This window comes from Streptomyces sp. NPDC005931 (assembly GCF_042871235.1).
Lineage (GTDB): Bacteria > Actinomycetota > Actinomycetes > Streptomycetales > Streptomycetaceae > Streptomyces.
Genome location: NZ_JBIAIG010000032.1, coordinates 1 through 17,646, shown reverse-complemented (window position 1 = coordinate 17,646; position 17,646 = coordinate 1). Strand labels below are relative to the sequence as shown.

The window sequence follows — 17,646 nt, the reverse complement described above, 5'->3', positions numbered from 1 at the left end:
CTTTCCTCCGGGCGCTTCCCTTCGGTCTTGCGTTTCCGACTCTATCAGATCCTTTTCTCGACCTGACCCCCAGTCAGCGGGGTTTGTCTTCCCGGGCGCTGGGCCGTTCCGACGTCCCAAACCTTAGCGGATTCTCTCGGGGCTTCTCAAATCGGCGCCGTTTCCGGTCCCGCTCAAGACTCCGAGTCCCATGCGAATTGAATTCGGGCACGCCCAAAAACCCGGCTGGGAGATCATGCTTGATGGTGTGAGTGCCGCTGTCGCGGCGGAAGGTGCTGACGCAGAACCGTTACGGCCCCGCGGCAACCCGAAGAACTCTACGGACCGGGCAGGGGGCTGTCAAGCGGCCCCTGTCAAGATCTTTACGTCGCTGCCCGCAGACCCGGGTCAGTCCAGGTCGGAGAGGCGTCCACCGGCGTCCGGCTGGGCGTGCTCCACCCTGCGCAGCAGTCGCGTGAGGACCTCACCGAGGGCCGTGCGCTCCTCCGGGGAGAGGTCCTGGAGCAGGTCTTCCTCGAAGACCGTTGCGAGGCGCATGGCCTCCAGCCACTTCTCGCGGCCGGCGGGTGTCAGCTCGATGATGACGCGGACGCGGTTGGACTCGTCGCGCTCCCGGGTGACCAGGCCCTCGGCGACCATGCGGTCGATCCGGTGCGTCATGGCGGCCGGCGTCAGACCGAGGCGCTTGGCGAGGTCGCTGGGCCCCATGCGGTAGGGGGCGCCCGACAGGACGAGGGCCTTGAGGACCTCCCAGTCGGCGTTGCTGATGCCGAGCTCGGCGGTCTGCCGGCCGTAGGCGACGTTCATCCGGCGGTTCAGGCGGGACAGTGCCGAGACGATCTTCTCGACCTGGGGGTCGAGGTCCTGGAACTCGCGCTGATACGCGGCGATCTGCTCTTCGAGTGTCGGCTCGCTGAGGCCGGAGGTGTCGCCCATGGGGCGCAGTATCGCACGCCCCTACTTTGCCTTGAAGTTCTTCACTGTGTACTCTTTAGCTTCGAACTTTAGCTTCTAAGTGTTCAGGACTAACTAGTGAGAGAGGTGAACGTGACCAGGGCGATGGGCGCAGCGATGCGCCGGATCCACGTGGGCAACGCACTCAGCGCGTTCGGGCTGGGCTTCACCGTCCCCTACCTGTACGTCTATGTGGCGCAGGTGCGGGGGCTGGGGGCCATGACGGCGGGTCTCGTGCTCGCCGTCTTCGCTGTGGCCGCGCTGATCGTGCTGCCGTTCGCCGGGCGGGCCATCGTCCGGCGCGGCCCGCTGCCGGTGCTGCTCGCCGCCCTGGTCACCGCCGCGATCGGAGCGCTGAGCCTCGGCCTGGCGCGCGGCGCCGTCACCGTGCTGCTGTCCGCGGCGGCGCTCGGGGCCGGGCAGGCCGTGATGCAGCCCGCACTGGCGACGATGATCGTGGACTGCTCCACCGCCGGCACCCGGTCCCGGGCGTTCGCGATGCAGTTCTTCCTCCAGAACCTCGGTCTGGGTGTCGGCGGTCTCATCGGCGGACACCTCGTGGACACCACGAAGCCCGGCTCCTTCACCCTGCTGTTCTCGCTCGAGGCGGCGATGTTCCTGGTGCTGGTCGCCGTGATGGCGACGGTGCGGATGCCGCACTCGCCGCGCGTCGAGGACGCCCCGGGGCAGTCGGCCAGGGGCAGCTGGAAGCAGCTGCTCGGCAACCGGGCCATGGTGCAGCTGTGCGTGCTGGGCTTCGTGCTGTTCTTCGCCTGCTACGGCCAGTTCGAGTCGGGCCTGAGTGCCTACGGGGTCGAGGCCGCCGGGATCTCGACGTCGGCGCTGGGGACGGCACTGGCGGCGAACACGCTGGTGATCGTGGTCGCGCAGTTCGCGGTGCTGCGGTTCGTGGAGCGCCGCAGGCGCTCGCGGATGATCGCGTCCGTGGGACTCATCTGGGCTGTTGCCTGGGCCGTGGCCGGGTACGCCGGGCTCGGGAACGGCAGCCAGGCGATGGCGACCGCCGCGTTCGTCTCGACGTACGCGCTGTTCGGGCTCGGTGAGGCCATGCTGTCGCCGACGCTGGCCCCGTTGGTCGCCGATCTGGCGCCGACCGGGATGGCCGGGCAGTACAACTCCGCGTTCGCCCTGGTGAAGCAGCTCGCGCTGGCCGTCGGCCCGGCGGTGGGCGGTCCGCTGGGCGCCTCGCTGCACGCGCCGTACGTCGTGACGTTCCTGCTGTTCTCGCTGGGCATCACGGGGCTGGCGCTGCGGTTGGGCCGGCAGCTCACGGACGTGCAGGACCAGCCGTCGGTGGTGAAAGGCCGTGTGGTGGCGCAGGGGGGCGCGTCGGCGGGGCAGGCTCCGGCGCACGCCTGAGCATCACCCCGGTGAGCCCCCGGCACGCGGCAGGGCGAACTCGCACCAGACGGCCTTGCCGCCGCCGGGGGTGCGTCTGCACCCCCAGTTCGAGGCGATCGTCGCGACGATGGCGATGCCCCGGCCGGACTCGTCAACGGGCTCCGCGCGGCGGCGCCTGGGCAGGTGGTCGTCCCCGTCGGTGACCTCGATGATCAGACGGCGGTCGGTGCGTCGCAGGCGCAGCCGCATGGGCGGGGTGCCGTGCTGGAGGGAGTTGGCGACCAGTTCGCTGGTCGCCAGGACGCCCAGGTCGTGCAGGTCGGCGGGGAAGCGCCAGCTGGTGAGCACGCCGGAGGCGAAGGCACGCGCGCGTGGCGCCGCCTCGACCCCGCCCAGCAGCTCCAGGGCGGCGTTGCGGAAGAGCTCGCCCTCCGGTCCCTTGCGGGCGGGATGCTGGAGCACCAGGACGGCGACGTCGTCGTCGTGGTCGGGAGTGACGCCGGCCGAGCGGACCAGGCGGTCGCAGACGACCTGGGGGGTGCCGGTGGCGCCGGCCAGGGCCCGCTCCAGGGCGGCGATGCCCTCGTCCAGGTCCTCGTTCCTGCGTTCGACCAGGCCGTCGGTGTAGAGGACGGCGGTGGAGCCGGGGCCGAGGGTGATCGAGCCGGAGGCGTGCATCCAGCCGCCGGTGCCGAGCGGGGGGCCGGTGGGCTCGTCGGCGCGCTGGACGGTGCCGTTCTCGTCGCGGACCAGGATCGGCAGGTGGCCGGCCGAGGCGTACACCAGGCGGCCCTCGTTGGGGTCGTGGATGGCGTACGCGCAGGTGGCGATCTGGTTGGCGTCGATCTCGGTGGCGAGGCCGTCGAGGAGCTGGAGCACCTCGTGCGGGGGCAGGTCGAGGCGGGCGTAGGCGCGCACGGCGGTGCGCAGCTGCCCCATGACGGCCGCCGCGCGGACGCCGCGGCCCATGACGTCGCCGATGACGAGGGCGGTGCGGCCGCCGCCGAGGGTGATCACGTCGTACCAGTCGCCGCCGACCGCGGCCTCGGTGCCGCCGGGGTGGTAGACGGCGGCGATGCGCAGGTCGTCGGGCTCCTCGAGTTCCTGGGGGAGCAGGGAGCGCTGGAGGGTGACGGCGGTTTCGCGCTGGCGGCGTTCGCTGGCGCGCAGGCGTTCGGCGGCTTCGGCGTGGTCGGTGACGTCGGCGGCGAAGACGAGGACTCCGGGACCGTGGGCGTCACCCTGGCCGACCGGGGTGCAGGTGAAGGTGTAGGAGCGGCCGTCGGGGGCCTTGCGGGACTTGACCGTGCGGGGCCTGCCGCTGCGCAGGACCTGGTCGAGCAGGGGCAGCAGGCCGAGTCGGTCGAGCTCGGGGAGCGCGCCGCGCGCGGGCGCGCCGACCGGGCGGACGCCGAACGCGGCGGCGTAGGCGTCGTTCACGTAGGCGACGCGGTGCTCGGGGCCGTGCACCAGGGCGACGAGGGAGGGGACGCGGTCGAGCACCTCGCGCACCCGCAGGTCGTCGACGGCGGGTACGGGCGGCGCGTCGTCGGTGAACCGCTCGGCGCGGGCCGCGGGCACGGAGCCGTCTCCCTGCCGGTCCGGGGAGACCGTGTGCTCGGTCCGCGCTGCGGCGCGGCGCTGCGTTCCGGGGAGCCGGGCGCTCCAGCGCGTGAAGTTCACGAATCCTTGCCTCGTGTCGTTGTCGGCGGCCGGAAGCCGGGACCGGCCGGAGCCCCGGAGGGCCGCACCGGGTGGGCGGTGACCCGCCCGCGGTGGTGGACCAGTCTGGCAGGGTGCCGACCGGGCCGACATCCGTCAGACGCCGGGCCGGCCGCTGGAGTTCCGTGGTCCGGTCAGGACGACCCCTTCGGGTTGTGCGGGGGGTCCTGGGAAGGCTTTCCACCGGCCGCCAGTTCGAACTCCGCACGGGGGTGTTCGAGTGAACCAAGGGAGACGATCTCCCGCTTGAAGAGCCCGGCCAGCGTCCATTCCGCCGCCACGCGCGCCTTGCGGTTGAAGGTGGGGATGCGGCTGAGGTGGTACGTGCGGTGCATGAACCAGGCGAAGTAGCCCTTGAGCTTGCGTCCGTAGACGTGCGCGACGCCCTTGTGCAGGCCCAGGGAGGCGACGGACCCGGCGTACTTGTGGGCGTACGTCTCGAGCGGTTCGCCGCGCAGGGAGTGCGCGATGTTGTCGCCGAGGACCTTCGCCTGGCGCAGGGCGTGCTGGGCGTTGGGGGCGCATTCCCGGCCGGGCTCCCCGGCGGCGACGTCGGGGACGGCGGCGGCGTCTCCCGCGGCCCACGCGTGCGTGGTGCCCTCGACGGTCAGCTCGGCGGTGCACTTCAGGCGCCCGCGCCTTGTCAGCGGCAGGTCGGTCGCGGCGAGTACGGGGTGCGGCTTGACACCGGCCGTCCACACGAGGGTGCGGGTGGGGAACCGGGCGCCGTCACTGAGCACGGCGACCCGGTCGGCGCACGACTCCAGCCGGGTCTCGAGGCGCACGTCGATGTTGCGTCGGCGCAGCTCCGTGATCGTGTAGCGCCCCATCTCCTCGCCGACCTCGGGCAGGATGCGGTCCGTGGCCTCGACGAGGATCCACTTCATGTCCTCGGGCCGCAGGTTGTGGTAGTAGCGCGTGGCGTACCGGGCCATGTCCTCCAGTTCGCCGAGCGCCTCGACCCCGGCGAAGCCGCCGCCGACGAACACGAAGGTGAGGGCGGCGTCGCGGACGGCGGGATCACGGGTGGAGGAGGCGATGTCCATCTGTTCGAGGACGTGGTTGCGCAGGCCGATGGCCTCCTCCACGGTCCGGAAGCCGACGCCGTGCTCGGCGAGCCCGGGGATCGGCAGGGTGCGCGAGACGGATCCGGGCGCGAGGACGAGTTCGTCGTACGCCAGTTGCCGGCCCCCGGTGCCCTCCTCCTCCGTGGCGAGCGTCGTGATGGTGGCCGTGCGCCTGGCGTGGTCGACGGCGGTGACTTCGCCGATGACGACACGGCACCGGCCCAGGACGCGGCGCAGCGGTACGACGACGTGCCGGGGGGAGATCGCCCCGGCGGCCGCTTCGGGCAGGAAGGGCTGGTACGTCATGTACGGGTCCGGTGTGACGACGGTGACCTCCACCTCGCCGCGCCCCAGTTCCCCCTTCAGGTTCCGCTGGAGGCGCAGGGCCGTGTACATCCCGACGTAGCCGCCGCCGACAACGAGAATGCGCGCACGTTCCTTCACCATCCCATGACGCACCCGCCGCTTGCGTTTGTCCACAGGCTCGACGAATTGTGTGACCGGACGCCTTGAGAATCCGGGGTGGCCGGGAGGCCCGGCCACACTCCGTGCCCGCAGGTCAGCCCGTGTGATCGCGACCCGGCACGGGAGGACATACGGGACGATTGCGCCCCGTACTCCGATCGGGGGGCGCTCCGTGCGGAACCTCCCTCTTCTGAATTGACCCCCTCTCAACTATGTTCGTGTGTCGACGGGGTGTAGGGGGATGCGCTCATCGGGTCCGCGACGGGCGGGTTCGGGAACCGGGCTCGATCCGTACGCCCCGGGAATCAATGGCGGGGAGAAGTCTCCGGGGGGAGACGTCATTACCGGGGGAAAGCGTATGCATGTTCAGGATTCTCATTGGTCTTCCGCGTCCGCCGTGGCCACCGGCGGCGCGATGAGCGCGGCGGCGAGCAACGGGCGCGCGGACCGGGCGCGCACGACGCCGCTGCGCGTGGACGCACAGCGCAATCTGGAGCACGTGCTGCGTGCCGCGCGCGAGGTCTTCGGCGAGCTGGGCTACGGCGCGCCCATGGAGGACGTGGCACGACGGGCACGGGTCGGTGTGGGCACGGTCTACCGGCGCTTCCCGAGCAAGGACGTCCTGGTGCGGCGGATAGCCGAGGAGGAGACCTCCCGGCTCACCGAGCAGGCGCGTGCGGCGCTCGGCCAGGAGGACGAGCCGTGGTCCGCCCTGTCGCGCTTCCTGCGCACGTCGGTCGCGTCGGGTGCCGGGCGGCTGCTGCCGCCGCAGGTACTGCGGGTGGGCGTGGCGGACGAGCCGCTCGCGCAGGATCACGCGCGCGTGCCGCAGCAGCGGACCCAGCCCGGCAACATTGAGCTGCGGCTGGTGCCCGAGGAGCCCGTGACGGTGGCACCGGAGGACGACGCCGGCGCGGCCGAGTTGCTCGACGTGGTGGGTCAACTGGTGGAGCGGGCCCGTGCGGCGGGCGAACTGCGCCCGGACGTCTCGGTCTCCGACGTCCTCCTGGTGATCGCCACGGCCGCGCCGTCCCTGCCGGACGCCGCCCAGCAGGCAGCCGCCTCGGCCCGCCTCCTGGACATCCTCCTGGAGGGCCTGCGCTCCCGTCCTGCCTGAGGCAGGCTCAGGGGCATGCCGAGGGGGCGGCACGGCGCGCACGTCCGGACGACGCCGCCCCCCGAACGGGTGACCCCGCTCGCCGACCCACCGGAAAACCGGGCCGGTGGCGGGCGCCTGAGGCGGCGGCCGGCGTCACCGGGCGGGACGGGAGTCCGGTGACGGGTGCGGCAGTCCACCGCGGGTGACCGGTCGGAGCGGGCGCCCAGGCGTGCCGCGGACGGGTTCCGAGTTTCTCACCCGGACGCGCTCGGGCGCCGCACGGCGTACGAGGAACCGTACCGGCGCCACGCGGAGGCGGTGTGCCGCTGTGCCCGCACCTGCTGCGCGGGCACGTCCACACATCGGACGACCTGACCACCGGGGTCCGCGTCCACCTGTCCCGGGCGAGGTGCGGCGGCTCGGGCCCGGTGGTGCGCCGGCTGCGCCCGTCCACCGACCTCGGTCCGCCGGGTGGCGGCCACCGTGCCCCGGACGGCGAAACGCGAGCACCTGGCGACGACTTCAGGCTCTCCGTGGCCCGGGACGCCTGCCTGGGCCCCGGAAGCGACACTCTGGTCCGGGCGCGGACGCGCGGGCGACGCACCGGTGACGCACGAGCCGAAAGGTCCCTGCGAGGCGGGCGTCCCGCCCCTTGTCGGAGCGCCGGCAGTGGGCGGGACGTGGCGCACCGAGGGCGGCGACACGTCCCGGGCGAGGCCACCACCCTCTTCGGCCCGGACGCCACCGCGCGCCCGCGTCCCGGCCGGCCGCGCCCACGAGGAGCAACGGGCGCCGCACCGCAGCCAGGGCGCACCCCTGCGCACCCCGCACAGGCGCCACCGCCCCAGTGCGGCGGAACCCGCATCCGCATCCCATTCCCCGGCCCCGCACCCGAGCCGCAGGCCCCCACTCGCGGACGCAGGGCCCCCACGCCCGAACCACGCGCCGCGGGCAAGGAGCGCACCCCTGCGCACCCCACACCCGCACAGGCACCGCCCACCCATCCCGCACACACCCCACCACCGCAGGCGGCGGAACCCGCCCCGCGCCGAGACACCGCACCCGCGCCACAGGCATCCGCACCCGCACGGACCCCACGCCACAGGCACCCGCACCCGCACCCGCACCCGCACCCGCACCCGCACGGACCCCACACCGCAGGCACCCGCACCCGGCCTCAGACCCCCACCGCCCGAACCCGACCGAACCCCGCGCCCAGGCACCCGCACCCGAACCCGACCGAACCCCGCGCCCAGGCCCCGCGTCGATGCCTACCGCGCCGCCCCCAGCGCGCCCCGCTGCGGGGCGATCCCCGCCGGCACCGCCCGCTGGCGGCCCGGAGTCCCCGTCCAGCACGTTCCCCGCCGGGACAGCAGCCGCCGCAGCCACAACTCCAGCGACACCAGATCCGCCAGCCCGTCCAACGGCAGCGCCTCCCCCTCCGCCGCCCCCCGCAGCGCCTTGCGCACCACCCGCGCCTCCACCAGCCCCGCCTCCGCCAGCAGCGGCGTGTCGAAGAGCGCCATCAGCGAATCCGCGGCCACCCGCAGACCGGTGCGGGCCGCCGCCGCGGACGTTCCCTGCGTCGGGGCCCCCCACCCGGCCGGCAGCTCCCGCACGCCCGCCCCCTCGAGGACCGTCCGCAGGATCGCCGCCCGCGCCCCCGGCTGCACCCGCAGCGCCTCCGGCAGTGCCCGGCACGCCCGCACGACCTGGTTGTCGAGGAACGGCGCGTGCAGCCGCTGGAACCGGATCTCGGCGGCCTGCTCCAGCACCCGCAGGTCCGCGGCGTGCCGGGCCAGCGCCGCCCGTGCCCGGAAGTCGCCGGGCCGCTGTCCCGGCCCCACGTCCGACCGGTGCCTCGACGCCTGGAGACGAACCGATACTTCAGCCAGTGCCTCCCCGGTCAGCCACCGGGCCGCCGGCCCCGGTCTCCCCCAGGTCAGCGCGGCGAGCGAGGCGTCCCCGGCCCCACCGGGGTCGGCGTCGAACCGGTGGTCCATCAGCCGCTCGGCGAGGGTCTCGAGGCCGGCTCGGTACGGTGTGCGGGCCAGCCGCCGGGCCGCCGCGTACACCCGCGCCGGCACCATCACGGACCCGTCGGCCTTCGCCAGGGCGGCGACCGGGCGCACGAGATGCCTCCGCTTGCGGTCCATCAGCAGATCCGCGAGCCGCGCCGGGTGCGCGTCCAGCACCTGCCGTGCCCCGTACCCGGTGAAGTGGTCCGCGCTCCCCGCGGCCAGCCGCGTCCGGTGCCGGGCCGCGGTCACCAGCGAGGGCCCGGGCTCGTCGGTCAGCGGCCCGTCCAGGTCGGCGTACGGAAGGGTCTCCTCGCCGCCCGCCACCACCACGTGGTGCAGCCGGGGATTCGCCGCGAGCGCCCCCGCCCGCTCGATCTCGTCGGCGCCACCGCCCCCCGCACCCCACGGATCATCCCCGCCACCGCTTCCGGAAGCGCCGGAACCACCCACCACGAGGTCGTTGAAGGTGACGGCGAGCAGCCGCTCCCCCGCCCCCGTCCCGTGCCCCAGCACGGTCCCCGGCATTCCCGGCAGCCCCGCCGCGAGCAGCGCCAGCGTCCCCGACGCCGGCCCCCCGGACAGGTCGGCCCCGATCCCCGGGACCGGCATCCCGCGCGCCGCCCGCCGCTCGGCCGGCCCCATCCCGGGCACGGGCCCCGGGTCGATGTCGGCGCCCGGTACGTGCCGGGGCGCGGCCAGCCGGGTGCGTACCGCCTCGACCAGTGCGTCCCGGACCGCGTCCACCGCGCGGTCGGGGTCGGCCGGCGGCGCCGCGACCGCGAGCGAGGCGACGGGCTCGTACCCGGCGACCTCACGTGCCCCGGCGCGCAGGATGAGCGCGTGCCCCGGGGGGACGCGCCGCACGCCGTCGTACGGAGTGGAGTCGTGCAGCGCGGCGGGCACGTCGGGGGCGGCGAGCAGCGCGGCGAGGTGTCCGAAGTCGAGGTTGGCCTCGACGAGGTCGGCGAGCGGCAGAGCGGCGGTCGCGTAGGCGGTGCCGCCGGCCCAGGGGGTGTGGAAGACCGGGCGTGCGCCCGCGAGGTCGCCGCAGACGGTGATCCGGCGGCCCACCTGGACGACGGCGGTGTAGCTGCCCGGCCAGGCGGTCAGGTGCCGGAGTGCCCCACCGCGGGCGGCGAACAGCGCGACGCGCAGCTGTTCGTCGGAGGCGCCGCAGGTGCCGAGGACGGCGATGCGGGTCTGCGGGTCGGCCGCGACGATCCGTACCTCGTCGGGGCGCCAGTCGCCGACGGCCCACAGCGGATCGGGGTCGCCCCACAGTGGTTGGGATCCCACGGGCTGCAGGGTCTCACCGTCGCTCCCGGTGGCTCCGGCGGATCCGAACCCATGGGTTCCCGCGGCGGCGCTGCTCCATCCCACCAACCACCGCATCGACGCCTCCACAGGCTGTGGACAACCAGTGCACGGTACGAACCGGTCCCCATGCTGCCATGAAGGAGGCGCTCCAGAGGGGTGCCGGAGCCGCATGTGCTCCGCCGAATGCGCCCCGGCGGATACGTCTCCCCCGATCCGAACACCCGCCCGCCGCAAGGAGATCGCCAAGCGCCGACCCAGCGACGCCCACACCGCCGCGACGCGAATGCGCCCCCGCAGCGCGCCCCAAAAGCCACCAACGCGCCCTCAACTGCCTTGGCAAACGCGGAGATACCCTTCGAACGGTGGGGTCGATTTTCAGCCGAATCGAAGCGGTGAGACCACGCTCGAACACGCTCCGTACAGGCTCTGCGCACCCTCGGGCGCTCGCGCGGTCCGGGAGACGTGGCACGCCTCCCGGACCGTTCCGCCGCCCGCGGGGATGAAGGCGGCGGTGTCCCCCAGCCCACTGGATCCAGTACAGCGGGCCGACCCACGCACCGACCATGGAATCGCTCCCGTGATGGCCGGAGAAGAGCGCACGCACGGGCGCACGGCCACACGCCGGGGGCACGCCGCAACTGCGCGTATCGGACCCGCACTTCAGTACGGACCACAATCCCGCCATCCGGAAGAATGCCCCTTAACGCTTGGGATGCGGCGAACTACGCTGGGTTTACGAATGCCGCGTGGTTATGCCAGCGCGGCAGCCGTCTGTGTCGAGGGGTGGCGCATGTCCAGGGAGCAACGCGGGCCGAACGAAAAGCTCGGCGCCGTTCTCGCCCTCGCGGGAATCTCCAACGCAGGCCTCGCGCGACGCGTCAACGACCTTGGCGCGCAACGGGGACTGACACTTCGCTACGACAAGACGTCGGTGGCGCGCTGGGTGTCGAAGGGCATGGTGCCGCAGGGCGCCGCGCCGCACCTGATCGCGGCCGCCATCGGCCAGAAGCTCGGCCGTCCGGTGCCGCTCCACGAGATCGGCCTGGCGGACGCGGACCCCGCACCCGAAGTGGGCCTCGCCTTCCCCCGGGACGTCGGCCAGGCGGTGAAGTCCGCGACGGAGCTGTACCGCCTGGACCTCGCCGGCCGCCGTGCCGGATCCGGCGGCATCTGGCAGTCACTGGCCGGATCGTTCGCCGTGAGCGCCTACGCGACCCCCGCGTCCCGATGGCTGATAACCCCGGCCGACAGTTCGGTGGCGCGTGAGGCGAACCCGTCCGAGGGCTCCGGCGCACCGATCAAAGTCGGCCACAGCGATGTGCGGAAGCTGCGGGAGGCCGCCGAGGACGCACGGCGCTGGGACTCCAAGTACGGCGGAGGGGACTGGCGTTCGTCGATGGTCCCCGAGTGTCTCAGGGTCGAGGCGGCCCCGCTGCTGCTCGGCTCCTACTCCGACGACGTCGGCCGGGCCCTGTTCGGAGCGGCGGCCGAACTCACCCGCCTCGCGGGCTGGATGGCCTTCGACACCGGCCAGCAGGAGGCCGCCCAGCGCTACTACATCCAGGCCCTGCGCCTGGCCCGAGCGGCGGCCGACGTGCCCCTCGGCGGCTACGTGCTGGCGTCCATGTCCCTCCAGGCCACCTACCGCGGCTTCGGTGACGAGGGCGTGGACCTCGCCCAGGCCGCGCTGGAGCGCAACCGCGGCCTGGCCACGGCCCGCACGATGAGCTTCTTCCGCCTGGTCGAGGCACGCGCGCACGCGCGGGCGGGCGACGCCCCGGCGGCCGGCGCGGCCCTGAAGGCGGCCGAGGGCTGGCTGGAGCGCTCACGACCCGGCGACAGCGACCCGTCCTGGCTCGGCTTCTACTCCTACGACCGGTTCGCCGCCGACGCCGCCGAGTGCTACCGCGACCTCAAGGCGCCCCGCCAGGTCCGTCGCTTCACCGAGCAGGCCCTCTCCAGCCCGACGGAGGAGTTCGTGCGTTCGCACGGGCTGCGGCTCGTCGTCTCGGCGGTCGCCGAGCTGGAGTCGGGCAACCTGGACGCCGCGTGCGAGCAGGGCGTCCGCGCGGTGGAGGTGGCCGGCCGCATCTCCTCGGCCCGCACCACCGAGTACGTCAAGGACCTCCTGCAACGCCTGGAGCCCTACGGCGACGAACCCCGTGTGGTCGAACTGCGCGAGCGGGCCCGCCCCCTCCTGGCCCCCGCCTGACGGAACCGGCTCCCGGGTTTGAGCGCGCTGTCAGTGGCGCAGTGCACTATCGAACCCGGGAGGTGGTGCAGGTGCGGCCGGCGTACGACTGCGACGTGCTGGTGATCGGCGGCGGAATCGTCGGCCTGTCGACGGCGTACGCGCTCACCCGTGCCGCCCCGGGCACCCGCGTCACCGTCCTGGAGAAGGAGCCCGGCCCCGCCCGCCACCAGACCGGGCGCAACAGCGGCGTCATCCACAGCGGCATCTACTACCGCCCCGGCTCCCTGAAGGCGCGCTACGCGGTGCGGGGCGCCGCCGAGATGGTGAGGTTCTGCGCCGAGCACGGCATCGCGCACGCCGTCACCGGCAAGCTGATCGTCGCCACCGACCGCGAGGAGCTGCCCCGTCTGCACGCCCTGGTCCAGCGCGGCAGGGAGAACGGCATCCCGGTCCGCGAGCTGGGCCCCGCGCAGATCGCGGAGTACGAACCCGAGGTCGAGGGCGTGGCCGCCATTCACGTGGGCACCACCGGCATCTGCGACTTCACGGCGGTGGCCCGCCGGCTGGCCGAGGCGTCCGGCGCGGAGATCCGCTACGGCTCCCGGGTCATCCGCGTCGACCACCGCCCGGACCTGGGCGCCGCCGTCCGCACCGCCACCGGCGACGTCGTGCGCGGTCGCGTCCTGGTGAACTGCGCCGGCCTGTACTGCGACGAGATCGCCCGTCTCGCCGGGCAGGATCCCGGCGTGCGCATCGTGCCGTTCCGCGGCGAGTACTACGAACTGGCCCGCCCCCAGCTGGTCAGGGGTCTGGTGTACCCGGTCCCCGACCCGGCGTTCCCGTTCCTCGGCGTCCACCTCACCCGCGGCACGGACGGCGGCGTCCACGTCGGCCCCAACGCGGTACCGGCCCTGGCGCGCGAGGGCTACGACTGGCGCACCCTCCGCCCCCGCGAGCTCACCGGCACGCTGACCTGGCCCGGCTCCTGGCGGATCGCCCGCCGCCACTGGCGCTACGGCGCCGGGGAACTGCACCGTTCCCTCTCCAGGTCCGCCTTCACCCGCGCCGTCCGGCGTCTCCTGCCGGCCGTGCGGGAGGACGACCTGATCCCGACGTCGGCGGGCGTGCGGGCCCAGGCGGTCCTGCGCGACGGCACCCTCGTCGACGACTTCCTGATCCACGAGAGCCCTCGCGCGGTCCACGTCCTGAACGCCCCCTCACCGGCGGCGACGGCCTCCCTGCCGATCGGCAGGGAGATCGCCCGCCGAGCACTCGAGGCCTTCGACGGCACCCGCCACCCCACCCGTGTCCCGCAGCCCCGGCCCTAGACCGCCCGCCCACCGCCTCCCCGTAAAATCGGTGCCACTGTGTCTGACTCCCTGAATCCCCCCGCAGAGCGCCGGCCCGCCCCCGGCCACGACTCCCCGCACACGTCCGGGGTGTCCGTCCGCCGTACCCGGGGCAAGGGGGAGCCGCGCTTCCCGGACGGGCCGAAGGCCGATCCCGCCGGGTCGCACTTCGAGCGGCGGATCCGTAGTTTCCAGCCGCGCCGCAGCCGCGTCACCGCGGGCCAGGCGGACGCGCTCCAGCGTCTGTGGCCCAAGTGGGGCTTCGACATCGACGGCCGCGGCCACCTGGACCTGGTCGACTTCTTCGGCAACGACAACCCGGTGGTCCTGGAGATCGGCTTCGGCATGGGCGAGGCCACGGCGCTGATGGCCGCCGCAGACCCGGCCACCAACATCCTCGCCGTCGACGTCCACACCCCCGGCCAGGGCAATCTGCTGAACCTCGCCGACCAGCAGGGCCTGAGCAACGTCCGCGTCGGCAACGGCGACGCGATCATCCTGCTGCGCGAGATGCTCGCCCCCGACTCGCTCGACGGCCTGCGCGTCTACTTCCCCGACCCCTGGCCCAAGAAGCGCCACCACAAGCGCCGGCTGATCCAGCCCGCCTTCCTCACCCTGGCCGCGAGCCGCCTCAAGCCGGGGGCGGTCCTGCACTGCGCCACCGACTGGGAGCCGTACGCCGAGCAGATGCTCGAGGTCCTGACGGCACACCCCGACTTCGAGAACTCCCAGGCGGACGGCGGGTTCGCGCCACGCCCCGACTTCCGGCCGCTGACCCGTTTCGAGGGTCAGGGGCTGGACAAGGGACATGTCGTGAACGACCTGCTCTTCCGTCGCGTACCCCACGCGGACAGACCCGCCGCCCAGCCGAGCTGACCGACACGACGCCCAGCCGAGCCCTCCGGCTCCCCGCCGGCGCCGAGCCCGCCTCGCCGTTGTGCGGGCGGCGCCCCTCCCTCGTTAGGGACGATGCCGTGGCCACCAGCCCTCCGTACCCGACGCCTCCCACCGGCCGGACCGGCACCACCCCGGGCCACCCGCACTGGTGGCAGCGCCCGTGGGTGCGCTACGGAGCGCTGATCACCCTCCTGACGCTCTCGGGCCTGGTCATCCTGGCGCTGGTCCGGGAGCAGACCGGAACGGAGGGCTTCCTGGTCGGCCTTGGCCTGGCCACCCTCCCGGTCCCCCTGCTCCTGGCCGCGTTCCGCTGGCTCGACCGTGTGGAGCCGGGCCCCTGGCGCAACCTCGTCTTCGCCTTCGCCTGGGGCGCCTGCGCGGCCGCACTGATAGCGATCGTCGCCAACAGCTTCGCCACCCAGTGGATAGCCACGGCGACCGCCGACCCCTCCAGCGCGGACACCCTGGGCGCGACCGTCATAGCGCCCGTCGTGGAGGAGTCCGCGAAGGCGGCCGCCGTCCTCCTGATCTTCCTCTTCCGCCGACGCGACTTCACCGGCATCCTCGACGGCGCGGTGACAGCCGGGTTCTCCGCCACCGGCTTCGCGTTCACCGAGAACATCCTCTACCTGGGCACCGCCTTCGGCACGGACCAGCTGACCGGCGGCAGCGGCATGGCCTCGGTCACCGCGGCGACGTTCTTCGTCCGCATCATCCTGTCCCCCTTCGCCCATCCCCTCTTCACCGTCCTCACCGGCATCGGCTTCGGCATCTCGGCCCTCTCCCCGGACCGCCACCGGGCCCGCCGCATGCTGCTCCCGCTCGCCGGCCTGCTCCTCGCGATGGGCATGCACGCCCTGTGGAACGGCTCCGCGACGCTGGGCGAGTACGGCTTCTTCGCGGTCTACGCGGCCTTCATGGTCCCCATGTTCGGCCTCCTGACCTGGCTGGTGGTCTGGACCCGCCAACGCGAACTGCGCACGGTGCGTGGGGAACTGCCCGCCTACGCGGTCGCCGGCTGGCTCACCGCGGCCGAACCCTTCGCCCTGGGCTCCATGCGCGCCCGCCGCATCGCCCGCCAGTACGCCCGCCGCCACGGCGGCAGACCCGCGGCACGCGCAGTGGCCGAGTACCAGGCGTGCGCGACCTCCCTGGCCTTCCTCCGCCACCGGGGCCGCCAGGGACGGGCGAACGCCGACTTCGTCACCCGCGAACGCGAACTCCTCCGGCAACTGTGGCACCGCCGCGACGCCGCCCGCCCGGCCCTGGACCACGCCGCCCGCGCCACCGCACCCCCCTGGCCACCCCGGGCGGTGCCCCACGGCTACGGCCACGGCTACGGCCACCCCGCGTACACCCCGTACGCGAACCCGTACCGTCCCTGACCCGGGCACGACGAACGAGGCATGCCCCGAGAAACACCTGACCGGCAGCCCTGACGTCGTGGGGTCGCCGTCGGGACTGCCGGGAATCAGGAAGCGCCGGGTTCAGGAAGCGCCGAGTTCAGAAGCGCGATTCAGGAAGCGCGGGATTGCAGGAGCGCCAGGTTCAGGAGAGCGCGTCTCAGACGCTGAGGCCCTTCTCACGCAGCCACGCCATCGGGTCCACGCCCGAGGACGACCCCTCCGGGTGGACCTCGAGGTGAAGGTGCGCCCCCGTGACGTTGCCGGTCGCACCCACGCGCCCGATCACGTCACCGGTGTTGACCTTCTGCCCCACGCTCACGCTGATCGACGACTGGTGGGCGTACCAGATCTCGGTGCCGTCCTCGAGGGTCAGCACGGTCTTGTAGCCGTACGACCCGTCCCACCCGGCAGCGGTGATCGTGCCGGTGTGCACCGCCTTGATCAGCGTGCCCGTGGGCGCGGCGAAGTCCAGACCGGTGTGGTAGCCGGACGACCAGTACGCCCCGGCCTGACCGAACGTCGAGGTGACGGTGTACGAGGAGGTCGGCAGCGCGTACTGCTTCGCCAGCTGGGCGAGACGCTCGGCCTCGGCCTTCCTCGCGGCCTCCTCCTCCGCCTTCTTCTTCGCGGCGGCGGCCTTGGCCTCCGCCTCCTTCTCCGCCTTGGCCGCGGCCTCCGCGGCCGCCTTCTCGGCGGCGGCGACCGCCGCGGCCTCGGCCTTGCTCTGGGCCTGGTCCTGCTGCTGCTCGACCTGCGCCATGATCCGGGCGCGCAGCGCCTCGCCCGCGTCGGCGGAGCCCTGCTCACTGTCCACGGTGGTCATGCCGACGCTGCTGAGCGGGGTGGCGGAGCCCTTGGGGGTTTCCTCGTCGTCGGAGAGGAGGGAGCCCACGGAGGCGAGGTCGGGCATGGAGATTGACACCGGCGGCTTGCCGGTCTGCGCGCTGGCCATGCCGCCCGCGCCGACAGCCGCTATGACGCCGACGCCGAGGACCGTGGAGCTGCGGGCGAGCCCGCCACCGCGCTGCTTGGCGACGCGGTGCCGGCCGCGTACGGGTCGAATGGACTCCGCGGTGGGGTTCCACTCCTCGAACGGGCCCTCGTCGGCGCGGACGGCGCCGTAGCCGAAGGTTTCGCCGTCGCGCTGGCTCGGCATGAACGGGGCCTCGGGGGCAGGCCGGTTGGACGCCACGTGGGGCGTACTCCTTTCCTTCCTTCTCCGCCTACCGGGTTAGCTGACGGGTTCGGAGCAGGAAGGTCTCCTACGCGCGTATACCAGCCGTGTCTCCACGGCGGCATCCACACGATTCACCCCAAGGTGGTGGTTCCCCGGTTCCCTTGCGGGATTCGGCGCGTGCGCACGGAGCCGACTCCTGTGACGGCTGGGACGACCGCGCTGCGTTATCGAACGTTAATAGACGCGAGCCCCGGATTCCAAGTCGTTCCTCTTGATCGTTAATGATTTTCGCGGGGACTTACCTGCCAGGGACGGTTTAAATCGGGCGAGTTGACTGTGCTTCAGCGAAGGACGTTTTTCTGACGGTTTATCAGTTGTTATGCGCAGCGGGGCGGGACGCTCACCCTCGGTGACATCGGTGCCGAAGCACCCGCCCGGCGAGAGCCCGGAGGGGGACCCCGCACGGTCCGCACGGTGGGCACGGTGGGCACGGTGGGCAATGACCGAGGGCCGGAACCCTTTTTCGGATTCCGGCCCTCGGCCTTCAGTAGCGGGGACAGGATTTGAACCTGCGACCTCTGGGTTATGAGCCCAGCGAGCTACCGAGCTGCTCCAC

At 73.1% G+C, this 17,646-nt stretch carries 11 protein-coding genes and 1 riboswitch; of the genes, 6 read left to right on the top strand and 5 right to left on the bottom strand.

The genetic code is table 11. The annotated features are described in order from the left end of the window. Window positions 1-387 precede the first annotated feature (387 nt). On the bottom strand, window positions 388-936 hold the full coding sequence (locus ACFYOV_RS33380; RefSeq protein ID WP_389094334.1) for a MarR family winged helix-turn-helix transcriptional regulator: 549 nt from the start codon (window positions 934-936) through the stop codon (window positions 388-390). Window positions 937-1,059: 123 nt separating this feature from the next. On the opposite strand from ACFYOV_RS33380, the gene ACFYOV_RS33375 reads away from it, so the two are divergent. Then, window positions 1,060-2,334 (top strand): MFS transporter, encoded by a 1,275-nt coding sequence (locus ACFYOV_RS33375; RefSeq protein ID WP_389094336.1) that lies wholly within the window; start codon window positions 1,060-1,062, stop codon window positions 2,332-2,334. Window positions 2,335-2,337: 3 nt separating this feature from the next. On the opposite strand, the gene ACFYOV_RS33370 is transcribed toward ACFYOV_RS33375, so the two are convergent. Next, window positions 2,338-3,999: a SpoIIE family protein phosphatase gene (locus ACFYOV_RS33370; protein WP_389094332.1), complete on the bottom strand. Its 1,662-nt coding sequence runs from the start codon at window positions 3,997-3,999 to the stop codon at window positions 2,338-2,340. A gap of 173 nt (window positions 4,000-4,172) precedes the next feature. After that, window positions 4,173-5,552, bottom strand: coding sequence for an NAD(P)/FAD-dependent oxidoreductase (locus ACFYOV_RS33365; RefSeq protein ID WP_389094330.1), 1,380 nt, complete (start codon window positions 5,550-5,552; stop codon window positions 4,173-4,175). Window positions 5,553-5,928: 376 nt separating this feature from the next. Between ACFYOV_RS33365 and ACFYOV_RS33360 the strand changes: the two genes are divergently transcribed. Next, the gene (locus tag ACFYOV_RS33360) at window positions 5,929-6,687 is read left to right on the top strand and encodes a TetR/AcrR family transcriptional regulator (protein ID WP_389094328.1); all 759 of its coding nucleotides are present in this window, start codon (window positions 5,929-5,931) and stop codon (window positions 6,685-6,687) included. A gap of 1,253 nt (window positions 6,688-7,940) precedes the next feature. On the opposite strand, the gene ACFYOV_RS33355 is transcribed toward ACFYOV_RS33360, so the two are convergent. Next, window positions 7,941-10,082, bottom strand: coding sequence for an asparagine synthase-related protein (locus ACFYOV_RS33355; RefSeq protein WP_389094326.1), 2,142 nt, complete (start codon window positions 10,080-10,082; stop codon window positions 7,941-7,943). Window positions 10,083-10,797: 715 nt separating this feature from the next. On the opposite strand from ACFYOV_RS33355, the gene ACFYOV_RS33350 reads away from it, so the two are divergent. The 4 genes from ACFYOV_RS33350 to ACFYOV_RS33335 all read left to right on the top strand — a co-directional run bounded on the left by ACFYOV_RS33350 (window position 10,798) and on the right by ACFYOV_RS33335 (window position 15,832). Then, window positions 10,798-12,219: an MFS transporter gene (locus ACFYOV_RS33350; RefSeq protein ID WP_389094324.1), complete on the top strand. Its 1,422-nt coding sequence runs from the start codon at window positions 10,798-10,800 to the stop codon at window positions 12,217-12,219. A 41-nt stretch (window positions 12,220-12,260) separates the two neighbouring features. Further along, window positions 12,261-13,529, top strand: a complete 1,269-nt coding sequence (gene lhgO, locus ACFYOV_RS33345) for an L-2-hydroxyglutarate oxidase (protein ID WP_389094322.1) — start codon at window positions 12,261-12,263, stop codon at window positions 13,527-13,529. A gap of 39 nt (window positions 13,530-13,568) precedes the next feature. Beyond that, window positions 13,569-14,426 carry a tRNA (guanosine(46)-N7)-methyltransferase TrmB gene (trmB, locus tag ACFYOV_RS33340; protein WP_389094320.1) on the top strand — a complete coding sequence of 286 codons (858 nt, stop codon included), beginning with the start codon at window positions 13,569-13,571 and terminating at the stop codon, window positions 14,424-14,426. Window positions 14,427-14,524: 98 nt separating this feature from the next. Further along, window positions 14,525-15,832, top strand: a complete 1,308-nt coding sequence (locus ACFYOV_RS33335) for a PrsW family intramembrane metalloprotease (RefSeq protein WP_389094318.1) — start codon at window positions 14,525-14,527, stop codon at window positions 15,830-15,832. 178 nt (window positions 15,833-16,010) lie between these two features. Here the strand turns inward: ACFYOV_RS33335 and ACFYOV_RS33330 are convergent, their stop codons facing one another. Further along, window positions 16,011-17,045 carry a M23 family metallopeptidase gene (locus tag ACFYOV_RS33330; protein WP_389094316.1) on the bottom strand — a complete coding sequence of 345 codons (1,035 nt, stop codon included), beginning with the start codon at window positions 17,043-17,045 and terminating at the stop codon, window positions 16,011-16,013. Window positions 17,046-17,058: 13 nt separating this feature from the next. Continuing rightward, window positions 17,059-17,216, bottom strand: a riboswitch (cyclic di-AMP (ydaO/yuaA leader). Between the last annotated feature and the right edge of the window lie 430 nt (window positions 17,217-17,646).

Bases quoted from the DNA above. Each gene is read 5' to 3' on its own strand.
- ACFYOV_RS33350 (WP_389094324.1), top strand. From the start codon at position 10,798: ATGTCCAGGGAGCAACGCGGGCCGAACGAAAAGCTCGGCGCCGTTCTC.
- ACFYOV_RS33380 (WP_389094334.1), bottom strand. From the start codon at position 936: ATGGGCGACACCTCCGGCCTCAGCGAGCCGACACTCGAAGAGCAGATC.
- ACFYOV_RS33360 (WP_389094328.1), top strand. From the start codon at position 5,929: ATGCATGTTCAGGATTCTCATTGGTCTTCCGCGTCCGCCGTGGCCACC.
- ACFYOV_RS33365 (WP_389094330.1), bottom strand. From the start codon at position 5,552: ATGGTGAAGGAACGTGCGCGCATTCTCGTTGTCGGCGGCGGCTACGTC.
- ACFYOV_RS33355 (WP_389094326.1), bottom strand. From the start codon at position 10,082: ATGCGGTGGTTGGTGGGATGGAGCAGCGCCGCCGCGGGAACCCATGGG.
- ACFYOV_RS33375 (WP_389094336.1), top strand. From the start codon at position 1,060: ATGGGCGCAGCGATGCGCCGGATCCACGTGGGCAACGCACTCAGCGCG.